The following is a 13,422-nucleotide window of genomic DNA, read 5'->3' as shown; positions in this document are numbered from 1 at the left end:
AATTCGATCAATCCAGGAGATCGCTGATCATGCAAGCCCATGAGCTGATTTCGAGCGCGCAGCGCGCCAATCTCGACGTCGTTTTCAGTCTGGTCGGCAAGATGGTCGATGAAGTCGGGAAGCTGGCGGAACTCAACGCGCGCTTCACGCAATCGGCGCTGGAAGACGCGCTGGAAGTCGCGCTGGAAGTCGCGCGGAGCACGGCGGAAAAACCACAGGATTGGATCGCGATCCAGCGCTCGATCGCGGCGCCGCTGGCCGAGAAGGTTCAGTCCTACAGCCGCGAATTTTTCGGCATCCTGTCGTCCGCCCAGGCTGAAGTGCTGAAGGCCGCCCAGGCCGGCAACGAGTCTTGCGTGCGCCGCGTCCAGACGTTCGTCGAAGACGCGACGAAACACGCGCCGGCCGGCTCCGAGGCCGCCGTGGCTGCATGGAACTCGGCGATCGTCGCCGCCAATACGCTCTACCAGACGCTGGAAAAAACCGGGCAGCAGGCGGTCGAAGTCGCGCGAAGCAACATCGACGTGGTCGCCGCGGCGGCGTCGAAGAACGCCAAGCGCGCCATCGAGCAGGAACGGCAGGCAGCCAAGCGATAGCCATAGCCGGCTTGACGGGCATTGCCGCATGCCGTTCACCTGTGAACGGCATGCATCACCAACGCGATGTCGATGCGCGCCGGAACGATGGCGTGCGCCATTGGCAAAAGGCATGAATTACCACCATCCCGCGGCGCAGGAGTTGGTACACATCGCTGCCATGGTCACGCGACTCGAACAGCTCGTTCAAGGTGAGCGCCTCGACTGGAAAGGAACGATCGTGACGCAGCCGGACTACTGGCGTGCACGCATCAACGGCATTGCCGATCTTCCGCCGGGGCTGCAGCCGCAAGTCGACACGCTGCTGGCACGGCTCGACGCGATCGAAAAGGCGAACCGGCATCGCTAGCACACTCGCCTGCCGTCGTTCGAGACCGTTTCGGCTCGCACGGCGCCTCCCTTCCCTCCACGCCCGAATCGCCCCCTATCGTCCCGAATCACCGCCTCGCGCATCGGACAGATACGTGCCGCTTGCTGCCGCACGAGATACTGGTTATATTTACAGTACTGTATTTATAAACAGTGAGGTGCGCGATGGAACATCTGGTCCGGATCGTCAACGACACCGATCGCCAAGTGCTGGCCTGGCTGCGTACGCAAGTCGGCGATGCGCGCGTGGAGCGCGCGGCGCGGCAGCTCGGGCACACCCGCAAGCCCTTTCCGTCGGCCCTGTGCCGGTATCTGGGCGTCAGCGCGCCGGCGACGCTGCGCCACACGGCTCGGCCGCGGGCGGTGCGCGATTTCTCGGTCGGCGATCGCTATCTGTCGCTGATCCGCCAGCACCTCGCCGCCCACACCGCCAGCCGCTGAGCCGGGCGGCCGATCGGGCAGGCGCAACGGCGCGGCTGCTTACGCGGCCGCCGCGGCGCGCACGAGGCGGCCAAGCGTCCCGAAAGCCGCTTCGAGCTGCGCGTCGAACGGTCGCGCGCAGCCGATGCGGATGAAGGCGTCGAAGCGGTCGGTGTTGGAAAAGATCGCGCCGGGCGCGATGCGCACCCCTTGTTCGAGCGCCGCATTGAACAGCGCCTCCGAACACACGCCGTCCGGCAATGCGACCCACAGCATCAGGCCGCCCGGCGGCTGGTTCAGCCGCGTGCCGGCCGGAAAGTGGCGCGCGATCGCGTCGATCGTCGCGTCGCGCTGTGCGCGCAACTGCTCGCGGAACCGGTGCAGATGGCGGTCGAACGCGCCCGAACCGACGAATTCGGCCGCGACCGCCTGCAGCAGCGCGGCGTTGTGGCGACTGTGCGCAAATTTCAGCATCTTCACGCGCGCATGCCAGCGCCCCGCGCTCATCCAACCGAGCCGCATGCCGGGCGCGAGCACCTTGTTCAGCGACGGGCAGTAGATCACGGTGCCGTCGCGGTCCCACGCCTTGACGGGCTTCACGGCCTGCGGCGCTTCGACCAGCTCGCGGTACGGCTCGTCCTCGATCACGGCCACGCCGTGCCGCGCGCACAGCGCGACGAGCGCGGCCTTGCGGTCGTCGGGCATCACGCTGCCGAGCGGGTTCTGCAGGTTCGGCACGACGACCACCGCCTTGATGTCCGGATAGGCGGACAGCGCCACGTCGAGCGCCTCGATCGACAGCCCGGTCGTCGGGCTGGCGGGGATTTCGAGCGTGCGCAGGCCAAGGCTTTCGAGCAGCTGGATCAGCCCGAAGAACGCCGGCGATTCGATCGCGATCGTGTCGCCCGGCCGCGCGACCGCGCGCAATGCGAGGTTCACCGCGTCGACGCCGCCGCTCGTCGACATGACTTCGTCCGGCGACACCGTCACGCCATACGCCAGCGCGCGCTTCGCCATCGTCTGCCGGAACTCGGGCGAACCGCCGACCGGGCCGGCATCGGTGAGCAGCGTCGGCTTGCGCCGCAGCAGCCGGATCGCGAGCGCCTGCAGGCGCGCCGTCGGATACAGCGCCGACGACGCCGACGCGCCGCCGAGATTCAGCGCATCGGGCATCGCGTTCGCGCGGTCGATCACCCGCGATACGCGCTCGTGCAGGCCGGCGAACGGCGGGGCGACCGTCAGCGGCGTCGCGTCGCTTTCGCGCAGCGTCTCGAGCGCGGCCGACGCGCGACGGCGGACAAAGTAGCCGGAGCGCGGCTTCGCCTCGCACCAGCCGGCGTCTTCGAGCCGCCGGAACGTCTGGATCGCCGTCGACAGGCTGACGCCGTGCTGCTCCATCATCGCGCGCACCGACGGCATCCGGTCGCCGGGCGCCAGCGTGCCGGCGGCGATGATGCGTCGGTAGTGCTCGGCGAGGCGTTCGTACAGCGGCTCGCCGGCGATCGGCAGATGCTGGCGGAAGGCGTCGCGGGAAGAATTCATGCGGGCCATCGTGCCCGCGCGGCTGTTCTGCTGCCAGATACAGATCCCGGGAAAACCGACCGATACAGCCGCGCGAATTGACGCTTGCACCGCAACAGATTCCCGCCCCCTGAATCTGTCGCGCCCGGGCGGGCGTCCCTAACCTGTCGACATGCGATCGCCGCGCACGACGCGACGGCGCGCAACCGGGAAAGGAATCGCCATGCGGACTCGACACTTCCGGCTGGACGCCGGCCAAAGCCACATCGCGTGGTTCGACAAGGGCAGCCAGGTCATCGTGCTGGACGGCGCGCTCGCCGTCACGCTCCGGCACGGCGGTCTCGACTGGCTGCCGGACGCGCCGCACTACATCCGCAGGGTGCTCGACGCCGGCGACTGCCTGACGATCGAAACGGCCGGCCATGCGTCGCTCGCGCCTGCCGGCGCGACGGCGGCCAGTACGGCTGTGGTCGCGCCGGAGCCGCGTGCCGGATGGCGCGGCGTGCTCGACGCGTGGCGGGCGCGCTTGCGCCGCGGGCGGACGGCCACGTCGTGACGCCCGCCACCAGACGCACGGTAATCGTGCGCGCGGCCGGCAACTGCATCGGCAGGCCGAGCCACGACCGCGAGCGGCGCTTCGCCCATGCGAATGCGAGCACGCCGACGCCCGTCGCGCCGGCCATCAGGAAGGCAAGCGACGGGTCCCAGCTTCCCGCGAGATCGAGAAAGCCGAGGACTTTCTGCGGATTGGCCATGCCCGACACGACGAGCCCGCCGCCGAATGCCAGCCCGGCAAGGAATGCGAACCACGCCGCCATGTCAGCCTCCCAGCACATGCCGCTGCACGAACACGATCAGGAACCCGACGGCCATGAACGTCGCCATCGCGACCAGCGAGCGCAGCGACCCGCGCGACAGCCCGCACACGCCGTGGCCGCTCGTGCATCCGCCCGCGTAACGCGTGCCGATTCCGACCAGCAGGCCGGCCGCGATGACGACGGGCCAGCTCGCGTCGACCTGCGGCGCCGCCCCGATTCCGGTCGCGCGCAGCATGAGCGGCGCGACGATCAGCCCCGCGACGAACGCCAGCCGCCAGTCGCGCCCGTCCGCACGGCGCGCGAGCAAACCGCCGACGATGCCGCTGATCCCGGCCACGCGGCCGTTGAACGCGACGAGCGCATCCCCGCCGCTGCGCCTTTTCCCGCCCCAAGCCGGCGACCGGCCTCGACTCAAGCGTCGTCGCCCCCATCCAGCACCAACGTCCCCACTCGCGCCGGCACGAGCGGCGGACGCGGCGCCGGCGGCGTCCAGCCGAACAGCGCCTGCGCGGCCGCGCCGCACACGCGGCCCTGGCACGCGCCCATTCCGCAGCGCGACTGCAGCTTCGCGGCCGTCCAGCCGGCTTCGTTCACGAGCGCGTCGTAGCGCACGTCCTCGCAGCGGCAGACGAGCGTATCGAGCCGCGCGAGCTTGCGGACCGGCTCGCGGATCGCGAACCGATCGCGCACCGCATCCGCGAACGCCTGCCAGCGGGCGCGGCGTGCAATCAGCCCGGCAAGCCGCGACGTCTGTCCGGTTGCCGCACAACCGGCGATCTCGCCTTCGACCATCGCCAGCTCGCTGCCGCCTACGCCCGTGCATTCGCCCGCCGCGAAATGCCCTTCCCGGCTCGTACGCTGGTGCGCATCGACCGCCACCGCGCCGTGTTCGATCCGGCAGCCGAGATGGCTCGGCAGCGCCGTGTTCGGCACGAGTCCGAATCCGCACGCGAGCCGGTCGCATTCGACGTCGAATTCGCGGCCGGCCTGCCTGATCCGCACGCCTTCGAGCCGCTGGCCGCCGAAGGCCTCGACGACATAAGCATCCGGCCGGTACACCGGCGTCATCAGCCGCGCCGCCTGCGCGAGCTTGGACGGCCAGCGCCACAGCCGGACTCCGAAGCCGATCACATCCGCCCGCGCGGCCTGTTCGAGCACGTGCAGCACCTGCGCGCCGCGCTCGCGCGCCGTCGCGGCGCTCGCCAGCAGCAGCGGCCCGCTGCCCGCGATCACGGTGCGCTGCCCGCGCACGTCGAGGCCGTGCTTGATCAGCGCCTGCAAGCCGCCCGCGCCGGTGACGCCCGGCAGCGTCCAGCCGGGAAACGGCAGCAGCAGCTCGCGCGCGCCGCAGCACAGGATCAGCGTCCGGTATTCGAGCAGCAGCCCGCGTTCGTCGTCTTCGAGCAGCAGCGTGCACGGGCTCGCTTCGGCGACGATGCGCGTCGCCGCGAGATGCCGCACGTTCGGTTGCCGCAGCACGTCGAAACGCGCGGCCGCGGCCGGCGGCGCAGCGACGCCCGGCCCATGCCGCCAGATCTGCCCGCCCGCGCGCGGGCTGTCGTCGACGATCGCGACCGACGCGCCGCTTCGCGCCGCCGCCCGCGCGGCGGACAGCCCGGCCGGCCCCGCGCCGACGATCGCGACGTCGACGCTCAGAATCTCGTGTTTCATCTAGTGCGCTCCACCTGCATCCCGTCGCGGCACAGCGTCTGGCACGCAAGCCGGCGGCGTCCGTCGATCGTCATCCTGCACTCCTGGCAGATGCCCATCCCGCAAAACGGCGCGCGCGGCGCGCCGGTGCAAGACGTGCGCGTCGTGTCGTCGCCGCTCGACGCGACGGCGGCGGCGACCGTCAGGCCGTCCGCCACCGTCAGCGCGCGGCCGTCCAGATGAATGATCATGAAAGCGCTCCGACTACAGGGGACGTCGACAGGAAACGTCCCGGCAAATACGGTTCGACGTCGATCGGCGGCCGCTCGCCGAACATCTGCGCGGCGACGAGCCGCGCGCTGCCCGGCGCGGTCGTCACGCCGAGCCCCTCGTGCCCGACCGCGAGCCACACGCCCGGCCGCGCCGGATGCTCGCCGAGCAGCGGCAGGCCGTCCGGGCTCGCCGCGCGGAAACCCGTCCATGAGCGAATGCCGTTCAGGTCGGCGAGCGCCGGCAGGTAGCCGACCGCGCGGCGCAGCATGCGCGCGAGCACCGGCGGCTCGACGCGTGGATCTTCCGTGTCGAACTGGCGCGACGAGCCGATCAGCAACTGGCCGGTCGGGCGCGGCTGCACGTTGAACGCGACCGACGTGCCGTCGCTCGCATGCGCGCTCGCCGCATAGCCGAGCTCGACGAGCTGGTGCGACACGCATCCCGGGTAACGGTCGGTGATCAGCAGATGCCCCTTCTTCGGCCGCAGCGGCAGTTCGGGCAGCAGCGTGCGCGCGGCGACGCCGTTCGCGACGACCACGCGTTCCGCGCGCAGCACGTCGCCGTTCGCGAGCGTCACGCTCGGCCCGTCGACCGCGACCGCCTTGTCGCGGCGCAACACGATGCCCGGCACGCGCTGCAGCAGCCAGTTCGCCGTCACGGGCGCGTACAGGATGCCGTCGCCGGGAATCCTCAGCGCGCCGCCGAGCCCGGGCCGCAGCATCGGTTCGAGCGCGGCGAGCGCGCCGCCGTCGACCAGCTCGCCGGCCACGCCATGCGCGGCGAGCGTCGCCTGCTTCGCGCGCGCGAGGTCCATCTCGTTCGAATCGGCCGCGAGCCACAGCGTCCCGCAGTTGCGATACGCGCAGCCTTCCGGCATCGCGCCGCTCAGCCCTCGCCACAATTCGATCGAGAAATGGCTGAGCGCCAGCTCCGCCGCGTTGTCGTCCATCGCGACGAGATGCCCCATGCCCGCGCCCGTCGCGCCGCCGCTGGCGTCGTCGAGCACCAGCACGCGCAGGCCGCGCTGCGCCAGCTCGTGCGCGCACGCCGCGCCGACGATGCCCGCGCCGATCACGACGACGTCGGTCTTCATGTCGCTCACGACACGATGCCCCAGCCGAACGGATCGTCGTCCTCGATCAGCAGCGTCGCTTCCGCGCTCAGGTGCGCGGTGCCGCGGATCGTCGGCACGATGCCGCCGTCGCTTTCGGCATAGCTCGCGTGGAACACGCTGCCGATCACGCTCGCCTGCCTCCACACGACGCCCGGCGCGAGCTTGCCGTCCGCCGCGAGGCACGCGAGCTTCGCGCTCGTGCCGGTGCCGCACGGCGAACGGTCGTAGGCGAGGCCCGGGCACAGCACGAAGCTGCGGCTGTCGTGCTCGGGATCGTCGGCGAACAGCTCGATGTGGTCGATCTCGCCGCCGTTCGCGCCGGTGATGCCCGCGCATTCGAGCCCTGCGCGCACGGCCGACGCATACGCGGTCAGCGCCGCGACGTTGTCGCCGGCGACGCGCTGGCCGTGGCCGCTGATCAGGAAGAACCAGTTGCCGCCCCACGCGATGTCGCCCTTCACGGGGCCATGGCCCGGCACGTCGACGACGACGTCCTTCGCATGGCGATACGCGGGCACGTTGCGCACGCTGACCGACAGGTCGTCATGCAGCGTCGCCTCGACGGTGCCGACCGGCGTCTCGATCCGGTGCACGCCCGGCTGGATGCGCCCGATGTGGTGCAGCGTGCGCACGACGCCGATCGTGCCGTGCCCGCACATGCCGAGATAGCCGCTGTTGTTGAAGAAGATCACGCCGGCGGCCGCGTCGGGCGACACCGGCTCGCACAGCAGCGCGCCGACCAGCACGTCGCTGCCGCGCGGCTCGAGGATGCACGCGGTGCGATAGCGGTCGTGCTCGCGCGCGAGCCGATCGCGCCGCTCGGCCATCGAGCCGTTGCCGAGCGCAGGAAAACCGGACACGACGAGCCGCGTGGGTTCGCCGCCGGTGTGCGAATCGATGATCTGGATGCGCTTCATCATGCGTCGTCCGAAAGTGGGGAAAGGAGCACAGCTTCCTCCGTCGCGCGTCCGCCCGCTTGTGGATTTTCATTGAGGACGACGACGAAATCGGCATAGTGCGCGGCGCCTTGCGCGCCCCTTTCCGAGACTGTGCCGATTTCGTCATGTTGCTCCGGGAAACGACTCAAGCGCGACGGGCGTTTGCACGGCGATACTGGTTGCCGCACCGACACCCCTGTCGGCCGACCGATACGAACGTAGGAGATTTCAGTGAGCCGAAACGCCATTCAGTGGACCGGGGTTTTCCCGGCCGTCAGCACGCAGTTCAAGCCGGACTTTTCCCTCGACATCGACGCCACGCACCGCGTGGTGAAGAACCTGGTGAACGACGGCGTGTCGGGCCTCGTGGTCTGCGGCACGGTCGGCGAGAACACGTCGCTGACGACGAGCGAGAAGCTCCAGGTGATCGAGGCCGCGCGCGACGCGGCCGGCGGCAAGGTGCCGGTGATCGCCGGCATCGCCGAGTTCACGACCGAGTTCGCGCGCAACACCGTGCGCGAAGCGCAGCGCGTCGGCGTCGACGGCGTGATGGTGATGCCGGCGCTCGTCTACTCGGCGAAGCCGCACGAGACCGCCGCGCACTTCCGCGCGGTCGCGACGGGCACCGACCTGCCGGTGATGGTCTACAACAACCCGCCGATCTACAAGAACGACGTGACGCCGGACGTGCTGATCGCGCTGCAGGACTGCGAGAACATCGTCTGCTTCAAGGATTCGTCGGGCGACACGCGCCGCTTCATCGACCTGCGCAACGCGGTCGGCGACCGCTTCGTGCTGTTCGCGGGCCTCGACGACGTCGTGGTCGAGAGCATCGCGGTCGGCGCGCAGGGCTGGGTGTCGGGCATGTCGAACGCGTTCCCGAAGGAAGGCGAGACGCTGTTCCGCCTCGCGAAGCAGAAGCGTTTCGACGAAGCGCTCGCGGTGTACCGCTGGTTCATGCCGCTGCTGCACCTCGACGCGCGCCCGGACCTCGTGCAGTGCATCAAGCTGTGCGAAGAGCTGGTCGGCCGCGGCAGCGCGGTCACGCGCCCGCCGCGCCTCGCGCTGCAGGGCGACACGCTCGCGGAAGTGAAGGCGATCGTCGCGAAGGCGCTCGAAACGCGCCCGACGCTGCCCGACGTCGGTCTCTGACCGGCTTCCCCGGCGGCGGCGCAACGGCTATCCCCGTCGCGCCGCCGCCCTCGGTCCGGCATGGCCCGCACGGGCCCGCCCCGGTCGATCGAACCGGGCGCCGCCGGCCGGCAGGCGCGCGCCGCGGCTCCGCCGGAGCGCGGCGCGGTTTCCGCCTGTGCCGACATTCCCATAGGAGACAAAGCCCATGCCAGGCCAAGGCAATGCACAACCGTCCGTGCCGCTTTCCCGTTCCGCGCACCCCGACGCGGGTCACGGCAAGTTCAAGAAACAGTTGTCGCTGACCGACCTCACGTTCATCGGTCTCGGCGCCATCTTTGGGTCGGGGTGGCTGTTCGCCGCAAGTCACGTATCGACGATCGCGGGCCCGGCCGGCATCTTCTCGTGGCTGCTCGGCGGCTTCGCCGTGCTGCTGCTCGGCATCGTCTATTGCGAGCTCGGCGCCGCGCTGCCGCGCGCGGGCGGCGTGGTCCGCTATCCGGTGTTCTCGCACGGGCCGCTGCTCGGCTACCTGATGGGCTTCATCACGCTGATCGCCTTTTCGAGCCTGATCGCGATCGAAGTCGTCGCCGCGCGCCAGTACGCGGCCGCGTGGTTTCCGGGGCTGACGGCCGAAGGGTCGAGCGACCCGACCACGCTCGGCTGGCTCGTGCAGGCCGCGCTCCTCGGTTTCTTCTTCTACCTGAACTATTCGAGCGTGAAGACGTTCGCGAAGGCGAACAACATCATCAGCCTCTTCAAGTTCATCGTGCCGCTCGCGGTGATCGCGGTGCTGTTCACGTTCTTCAAGCCCGCGAACCTGACCGTGCACGGCTTCGCGCCGTTCGGCATGCCGGGCATCGAGATGGCGGTGTCCGCCGGCGGCATCATCTTCGCGTATCTCGGGCTCACGCCGATCGTGTCGGTCGCGAGCGAGGTGCGCAACCCGCAGCGCACGATCCCGATCGCGCTGATCCTGTCGATCCTGCTGTCGACGCTGATCTACGTGCTGCTGCAGCTCGCGTTCATCGGCAGCATTCCGACCGACATGCTCGCCGCCGGCTGGCACGACGTCAGCAAGGCGTTCTCGCTGCCCTACCGCGACATCGCGCTCGCGCTCGGCGTCGGCTGGCTCGCGGTGATGGTCGTCGCCGACGCGATGATCTCGCCGAGCGGCTGCGGCAACATCTACATGAACGCGACGCCGCGCGTCGTCTACGGCTGGGCGAAGACCGGCACGTTCTTCAAGGTGTTCACGCGCATCGACGAGGCGTCCGGCATTCCGCGCGCGGGCCTGTGGCTGACCTTCGGCCTCGCGATCTTCTGGACGCTGCCGTTCCCGTCGTGGGAAGCGCTGATCAACATCGTGTCGGCCGCGCTGGTGCTCAGCTATGCGGTCGCGCCGGTATCGGTCGCAGCACTGCGCCGCACCGCGCCCGACCTGCCGCGTCCGTTCCGCGCGAGCGCGTTCGCGATCACCGGCCCCGCGTCGTTCGTGATCGCCGCGCTGATCGTCTACTGGTCGGGCTGGAGCACCGTGTCCTGGCTGCTCGGGCTGCAGATCGCGATGTTCGTCATCTATCTCGCGTGCCGCCGCTGGGTGCCGACCGCGCACCTGAGCCTCGCCGAACAGGTGCGCTCGTCGGCGTGGCTGATCGCGTTCCATGCGGCGATGATCGTCGCGTCGTATTTCGGCGGCTTCGGCGGCACGGGCCAGCTCGCGCATCCGTACGACACGCTCGTCGTCGCGGCGATCGCGCTCGTCATCTATTACTGGGGCGCGCATACCGGCGTGCCGTCCGCGAAGCTGCAGCTCGAGGACGACGAAGGCTGACGCCCCCTTCCCTTTTTTCTCATCGGCCGGGCCGCGCGCCCGGCCCGCACTTTTTTCGAGGAGAACCATGCGACTCACAGGTCAGCTTTTGATCGGCTCCGCTGCCGTCACCGGGCAGAACGGCACCCTCCACGCGATCGCCGCCGCGACCGGCGAACGGCTCGAACCCGCGTTCGGCGGCGCGAGCCTGCACGACCTGGAGACGGCCTGCGCGCTCGCCGACGACGCGTTCGACACGTATCGAGAGACGAGCCTCGAAGCGCGCGCCGCGTTTCTCGACGCGATCGGCCGCAACATCATGGCGCTCGGCGACGCACTGATCGAGCGCTGCGTCGCCGAATCCGGGCTGCCGCGCGCCCGCGTCGAGGGCGAGCGCGGCCGCACGGTCGGCCAGCTCGGGCTGTTCGCGTCGGTCGTGCGCGACGGCGGCTTCCTCGACGCGCGCATCGACCCCGCCCGCCCCGAGCGCAAGCCGCTGCCGCGCGTCGACCTGCGGCTGCGCAACGTCGCGATCGGGCCGGTTGCCGTGTTCGGCGCGTCGAACTTCCCGCTCGCGTTTTCGGTCGCGGGCGGCGACACGGCGTCGGCGCTCGCGGCCGGCTGCCCGGTGATCGTCAAGGCGCATTCCGCGCATCCGGGCACGTCGGAGCTCGTCGGCCGCGCGATCCAGCAGGCGGTGCGCGAATGCGGCTTGCCGGCCGGCGTGTTCTCGCTGCTGTTCGACGCGTCGCGCGAGATCGGCCAGGCGCTCGTCGCCGATCCGCGCATCAAGGCGGTCGGCTTCACCGGCTCGCGCCGCGGCGGCGTCGCGCTGATGCACATCGCGGCCAGGCGCGACGAGCCGATTCCCGTCTATGCGGAAATGAGCTCGATCAACCCGGTGCTGCTGCTGCCCGACGCGCTCGCCGCGCGGCACGATGCGATCGCGCAGCAGTTCGTCGCGTCGCTGACGCTCGGCGCCGGCCAGTTCTGCACGAACCCGGGCCTCGTGCTCGGCGTCGACGGGCCCGCACTGCGCGCGTTCGAGGCCGCCGCGGCGGCCGCGGCGCGCGCGGCTGCGGCGGCGACGATGCTGACGCCGCACATCCACGCGAGCTACTGCGACGGCGTCGCGCGCCTGCGCGCGCACGCTGCCGTCGACACGCTCGCCGAAGGCGTCGAAGGCGACCGCTACCAGGCGCGCGCCGCGCTGTTCGCGACGTCGGCGGAAGCGTTCATCGCGCGCCACGAACTGCGCGACGAAGTGTTCGGCCCCGCGTCGCTGATCGTCCGCTGCCCGGACGCCGACACGCTGCACCGCGTGCTGAAGTCGCTCGAAGGCCAGTTGACGATCGCCGCGCATCTCGCCGACGGCGACGCGCCGCTGTTCGCAAAGCTGCTGCCGACGCTCGAACGCAAGGCCGGCCGGATTCTCGTCAACGGCTTCGGCACCGGCGTCGAGGTCGGGCATGCGATGGTGCACGGCGGCCCGTTCCCGGCGACGTCCGACACGCGCACGACGTCGGTCGGCGCACGCGCGATCGAGCGCTTCCTGCGCCCGGTGTCGTATCAGGACGTGCCCGCCGCGCTGCTGCCGGCGGCGCTGCGCGATGACAATCCGCTGCACGTCGCGCAGCGCATCGACGGCGCCGTGGTGCTGCCGAAGGAGGCGCGCGATGTCTGACGCGAACGAAGCCGTCCTGCCGCTCGACGACGTGCACGCGCTCGCGCTGCGCGTGCTGACCCGCCACGGGATGTCCGACGCGCATGCGCGCGCGATCGCGAACGTGATCACGCAAGGCCAGCGCGACGAATGCCATTCGCACGGCGTGTACCGGCTGCTCGTCTGCGTGCGCTCACTGAAAAAGGGCAAGGTCGATCCGCAGGCCGTGCCGACGCTGCGCCGGCTGTCGTCGTCGATCGTCGCGGTCGACGCGCATCGCGGCTTCTCGCTGCTGAGCTTCGAGACGGGCCTGCCGGTGCTGGTTGAAATGGCCAAGCAGCACGGCATCGCGGCGATGGTGATCAACCACTGCTATCACTTCTCCGCGCTGTGGCCCGAGGTCGAGGCCATCGCGGCCGAGGGCCTCGCCGGCATCGCGATGAATCCGAGCCATAGCTGGGTCGCGCCGGAAGGCGGCAACCGGCCCGTGTTCGGCACCAACCCGATCGCGTTCGCGTGGCCGCGGCCGGGCGGCCTGCCGTTCGTGTTCGATTTCGCGACCAGCGCGATCGCGCGCGGCGACATCGAGCTGCACGCGAAGCAAGGCAAGCCGATCCCGCCGCACTGGGCGATCGACGCCGACGGCCAACCGACCACCGATCCGAAGGCCGCGCTGCAGGGCGCGATGCGCACGTTCGGCGGCCACAAGGGCTCGGCGCTCGCGGCGATGGTCGAGCTGCTCGGCGGCGCGCTGATCGGCGACCTGACGAGCCAGGAGTCGATGGCCTTCGACGAGGGCGTCGGCGCGACCCCGTGCCATGGCGAGCTCGTGATCGCGTTCGACCCGAAGGTGTTTCTCGGCGACGACCTCGACGCGGGGCTCGCGCGCGGCGAACGGATGCTCGAATCGATCGTCGCGCAGGGCGCGCGGCTGCCGTCGCAACGGCGCTTCGACGCCCGCGCGCGCAGCGCGGCGAACGGCGTGCGGATTCCACGGCCGCTTTACGAGGAAATCCTCGCGCTGCTCGATTGATGCGCGACACGCATCGTCCGCGGGCGCAATGCGCGCGGACGATGCGGTATCGCCCGCTGTTGCGTACTTCGCTTCCCCCGGTC

General features: G+C 70.4%; 14 protein-coding genes and 1 pseudogene. 8 read left to right on the top strand and 7 right to left on the bottom strand.

The genetic code is table 11. The features are described from left to right. Window positions 1-29: 29 nt before the first annotated feature. The 3 genes from KY49_RS28190 to KY49_RS28180 all read left to right on the top strand — a co-directional run bounded on the left by KY49_RS28190 (window position 30) and on the right by KY49_RS28180 (window position 1,406). Window positions 30-596, top strand: coding sequence for a phasin family protein (locus tag KY49_RS28190; protein ID WP_042587665.1), 567 nt, complete (start codon window positions 30-32; stop codon window positions 594-596). 112 nt (window positions 597-708) lie between these two features. Continuing rightward, the gene (locus KY49_RS28185; RefSeq protein WP_042587664.1) at window positions 709-945 is read left to right on the top strand and encodes a hypothetical protein; all 237 of its coding nucleotides are present in this window, start codon (window positions 709-711) and stop codon (window positions 943-945) included. 185 nt (window positions 946-1,130) lie between these two features. Further along, window positions 1,131-1,406, top strand: coding sequence for a hypothetical protein (locus KY49_RS28180; RefSeq protein WP_042587663.1), 276 nt, complete (start codon window positions 1,131-1,133; stop codon window positions 1,404-1,406). Window positions 1,407-1,445: 39 nt separating this feature from the next. Here KY49_RS28180 and KY49_RS28175 read toward each other — a convergent pair whose 3' ends face one another. Next, window positions 1,446-2,936 (bottom strand): aminotransferase-like domain-containing protein, encoded by a 1,491-nt coding sequence (locus tag KY49_RS28175; protein ID WP_042587662.1) that lies wholly within the window; start codon window positions 2,934-2,936, stop codon window positions 1,446-1,448. Window positions 2,937-3,129: 193 nt separating this feature from the next. Between KY49_RS28175 and KY49_RS28170 the strand changes: the two genes are divergently transcribed. Then, window positions 3,130-3,462 (top strand): hypothetical protein, encoded by a 333-nt coding sequence (locus KY49_RS28170; protein ID WP_042587661.1) that lies wholly within the window; start codon window positions 3,130-3,132, stop codon window positions 3,460-3,462. 1 nt (window position 3,463) lies between these two features. Here KY49_RS28170 and KY49_RS38820 read toward each other — a convergent pair. From KY49_RS38820 to KY49_RS28145, 6 genes and pseudogenes are all read right to left on the bottom strand, one after another. Then, a pseudogene (locus tag KY49_RS38820) lies at window positions 3,464-3,724 on the bottom strand (DUF6691 family protein); the annotation flags it as partial. Window position 3,725: 1 nt separating this feature from the next. Next, window positions 3,726-4,139 (bottom strand): YeeE/YedE family protein, encoded by a 414-nt coding sequence (locus KY49_RS28165; RefSeq protein ID WP_042587660.1) that lies wholly within the window; start codon window positions 4,137-4,139, stop codon window positions 3,726-3,728. After that, a complete protein-coding gene (locus KY49_RS28160; protein ID WP_042587659.1) occupies window positions 4,136-5,395 on the bottom strand; it encodes an NAD(P)/FAD-dependent oxidoreductase in 1,260 nt (419 codons plus the stop codon). The genes KY49_RS28165 and KY49_RS28160 overlap by 4 nt, the downstream gene beginning before the upstream one ends. Then, the gene (locus tag KY49_RS28155; protein ID WP_010090052.1) at window positions 5,392-5,625 is read right to left on the bottom strand and encodes a (2Fe-2S)-binding protein; all 234 of its coding nucleotides are present in this window, start codon (window positions 5,623-5,625) and stop codon (window positions 5,392-5,394) included. Before KY49_RS28155 ends, KY49_RS28160 begins: the two co-directional genes overlap by 4 nt. Beyond that, window positions 5,622-6,749 carry an NAD(P)/FAD-dependent oxidoreductase gene (locus KY49_RS28150; RefSeq protein WP_042587658.1) on the bottom strand — a complete coding sequence of 376 codons (1,128 nt, stop codon included), beginning with the start codon at window positions 6,747-6,749 and terminating at the stop codon, window positions 5,622-5,624. The genes KY49_RS28155 and KY49_RS28150 overlap by 4 nt, the downstream gene beginning before the upstream one ends. Continuing rightward, entirely contained in the window at window positions 6,746-7,678 is a 933-nt protein-coding gene (locus KY49_RS28145; RefSeq protein ID WP_042588798.1) for a 4-hydroxyproline epimerase, read from the bottom strand. The genes KY49_RS28150 and KY49_RS28145 overlap by 4 nt, the downstream gene beginning before the upstream one ends. Window positions 7,679-7,930: 252 nt before the next feature. On the opposite strand from KY49_RS28145, the gene KY49_RS28140 reads away from it, so the two are divergent. The 4 genes from KY49_RS28140 to KY49_RS28125 all read left to right on the top strand — a co-directional run bounded on the left by KY49_RS28140 (window position 7,931) and on the right by KY49_RS28125 (window position 13,339). Further along, on the top strand, window positions 7,931-8,851 hold the full coding sequence (locus KY49_RS28140) for a dihydrodipicolinate synthase family protein (protein ID WP_042587657.1): 921 nt from the start codon (window positions 7,931-7,933) through the stop codon (window positions 8,849-8,851). Between the two features lie 187 nt (window positions 8,852-9,038). Further along, window positions 9,039-10,664, top strand: coding sequence for an APC family permease (locus tag KY49_RS28135; protein WP_042587656.1), 1,626 nt, complete (start codon window positions 9,039-9,041; stop codon window positions 10,662-10,664). Between the two features lie 67 nt (window positions 10,665-10,731). Beyond that, window positions 10,732-12,327 (top strand): aldehyde dehydrogenase (NADP(+)), encoded by a 1,596-nt coding sequence (locus tag KY49_RS28130; protein WP_042587655.1) that lies wholly within the window; start codon window positions 10,732-10,734, stop codon window positions 12,325-12,327. Beyond that, window positions 12,320-13,339: an Ldh family oxidoreductase gene (locus tag KY49_RS28125; protein WP_042587654.1), complete on the top strand. Its 1,020-nt coding sequence runs from the start codon at window positions 12,320-12,322 to the stop codon at window positions 13,337-13,339. Before KY49_RS28130 ends, KY49_RS28125 begins: the two co-directional genes overlap by 8 nt. Window positions 13,340-13,422: the final 83 nt, after the last annotated feature.

It is taken from the genome of Burkholderia sp. MSHR3999, assembly GCF_000833595.1.
In the GTDB taxonomy this organism is placed as follows: Bacteria; Pseudomonadota; Gammaproteobacteria; order Burkholderiales; family Burkholderiaceae; genus Burkholderia; species Burkholderia ubonensis.
This window is presented reverse-complemented; position numbering and strand designations above follow the sequence as displayed.

Excerpts from the sequence above, each read along its gene's own strand:
- KY49_RS28170 (WP_042587661.1), top strand. The coding sequence starts at position 3,130 with ATGCGGACTCGACACTTCCGGCTGGACGCCGGCCAAAGCCACATCGCG.
- KY49_RS28175 (WP_042587662.1), bottom strand. The coding sequence starts at position 2,936 with ATGGCCCGCATGAATTCTTCCCGCGACGCCTTCCGCCAGCATCTGCCG.
- KY49_RS28130 (WP_042587655.1), top strand. The coding sequence starts at position 10,732 with ATGCGACTCACAGGTCAGCTTTTGATCGGCTCCGCTGCCGTCACCGGG.
- KY49_RS28155 (WP_010090052.1), bottom strand. The coding sequence starts at position 5,625 with ATGATCATTCATCTGGACGGCCGCGCGCTGACGGTGGCGGACGGCCTG.
- KY49_RS28190 (WP_042587665.1), top strand. The coding sequence starts at position 30 with ATGCAAGCCCATGAGCTGATTTCGAGCGCGCAGCGCGCCAATCTCGAC.
- KY49_RS28135 (WP_042587656.1), top strand. The coding sequence starts at position 9,039 with ATGCCAGGCCAAGGCAATGCACAACCGTCCGTGCCGCTTTCCCGTTCC.
- KY49_RS28185 (WP_042587664.1), top strand. The coding sequence starts at position 709 with ATGAATTACCACCATCCCGCGGCGCAGGAGTTGGTACACATCGCTGCC.
- KY49_RS28145 (WP_042588798.1), bottom strand. The coding sequence starts at position 7,678 with ATGAAGCGCATCCAGATCATCGATTCGCACACCGGCGGCGAACCCACG.
- KY49_RS28180 (WP_042587663.1), top strand. The coding sequence starts at position 1,131 with ATGGAACATCTGGTCCGGATCGTCAACGACACCGATCGCCAAGTGCTG.
- KY49_RS28160 (WP_042587659.1), bottom strand. The coding sequence starts at position 5,395 with ATGAAACACGAGATTCTGAGCGTCGACGTCGCGATCGTCGGCGCGGGG.
- KY49_RS28125 (WP_042587654.1), top strand. The coding sequence starts at position 12,320 with ATGTCTGACGCGAACGAAGCCGTCCTGCCGCTCGACGACGTGCACGCG.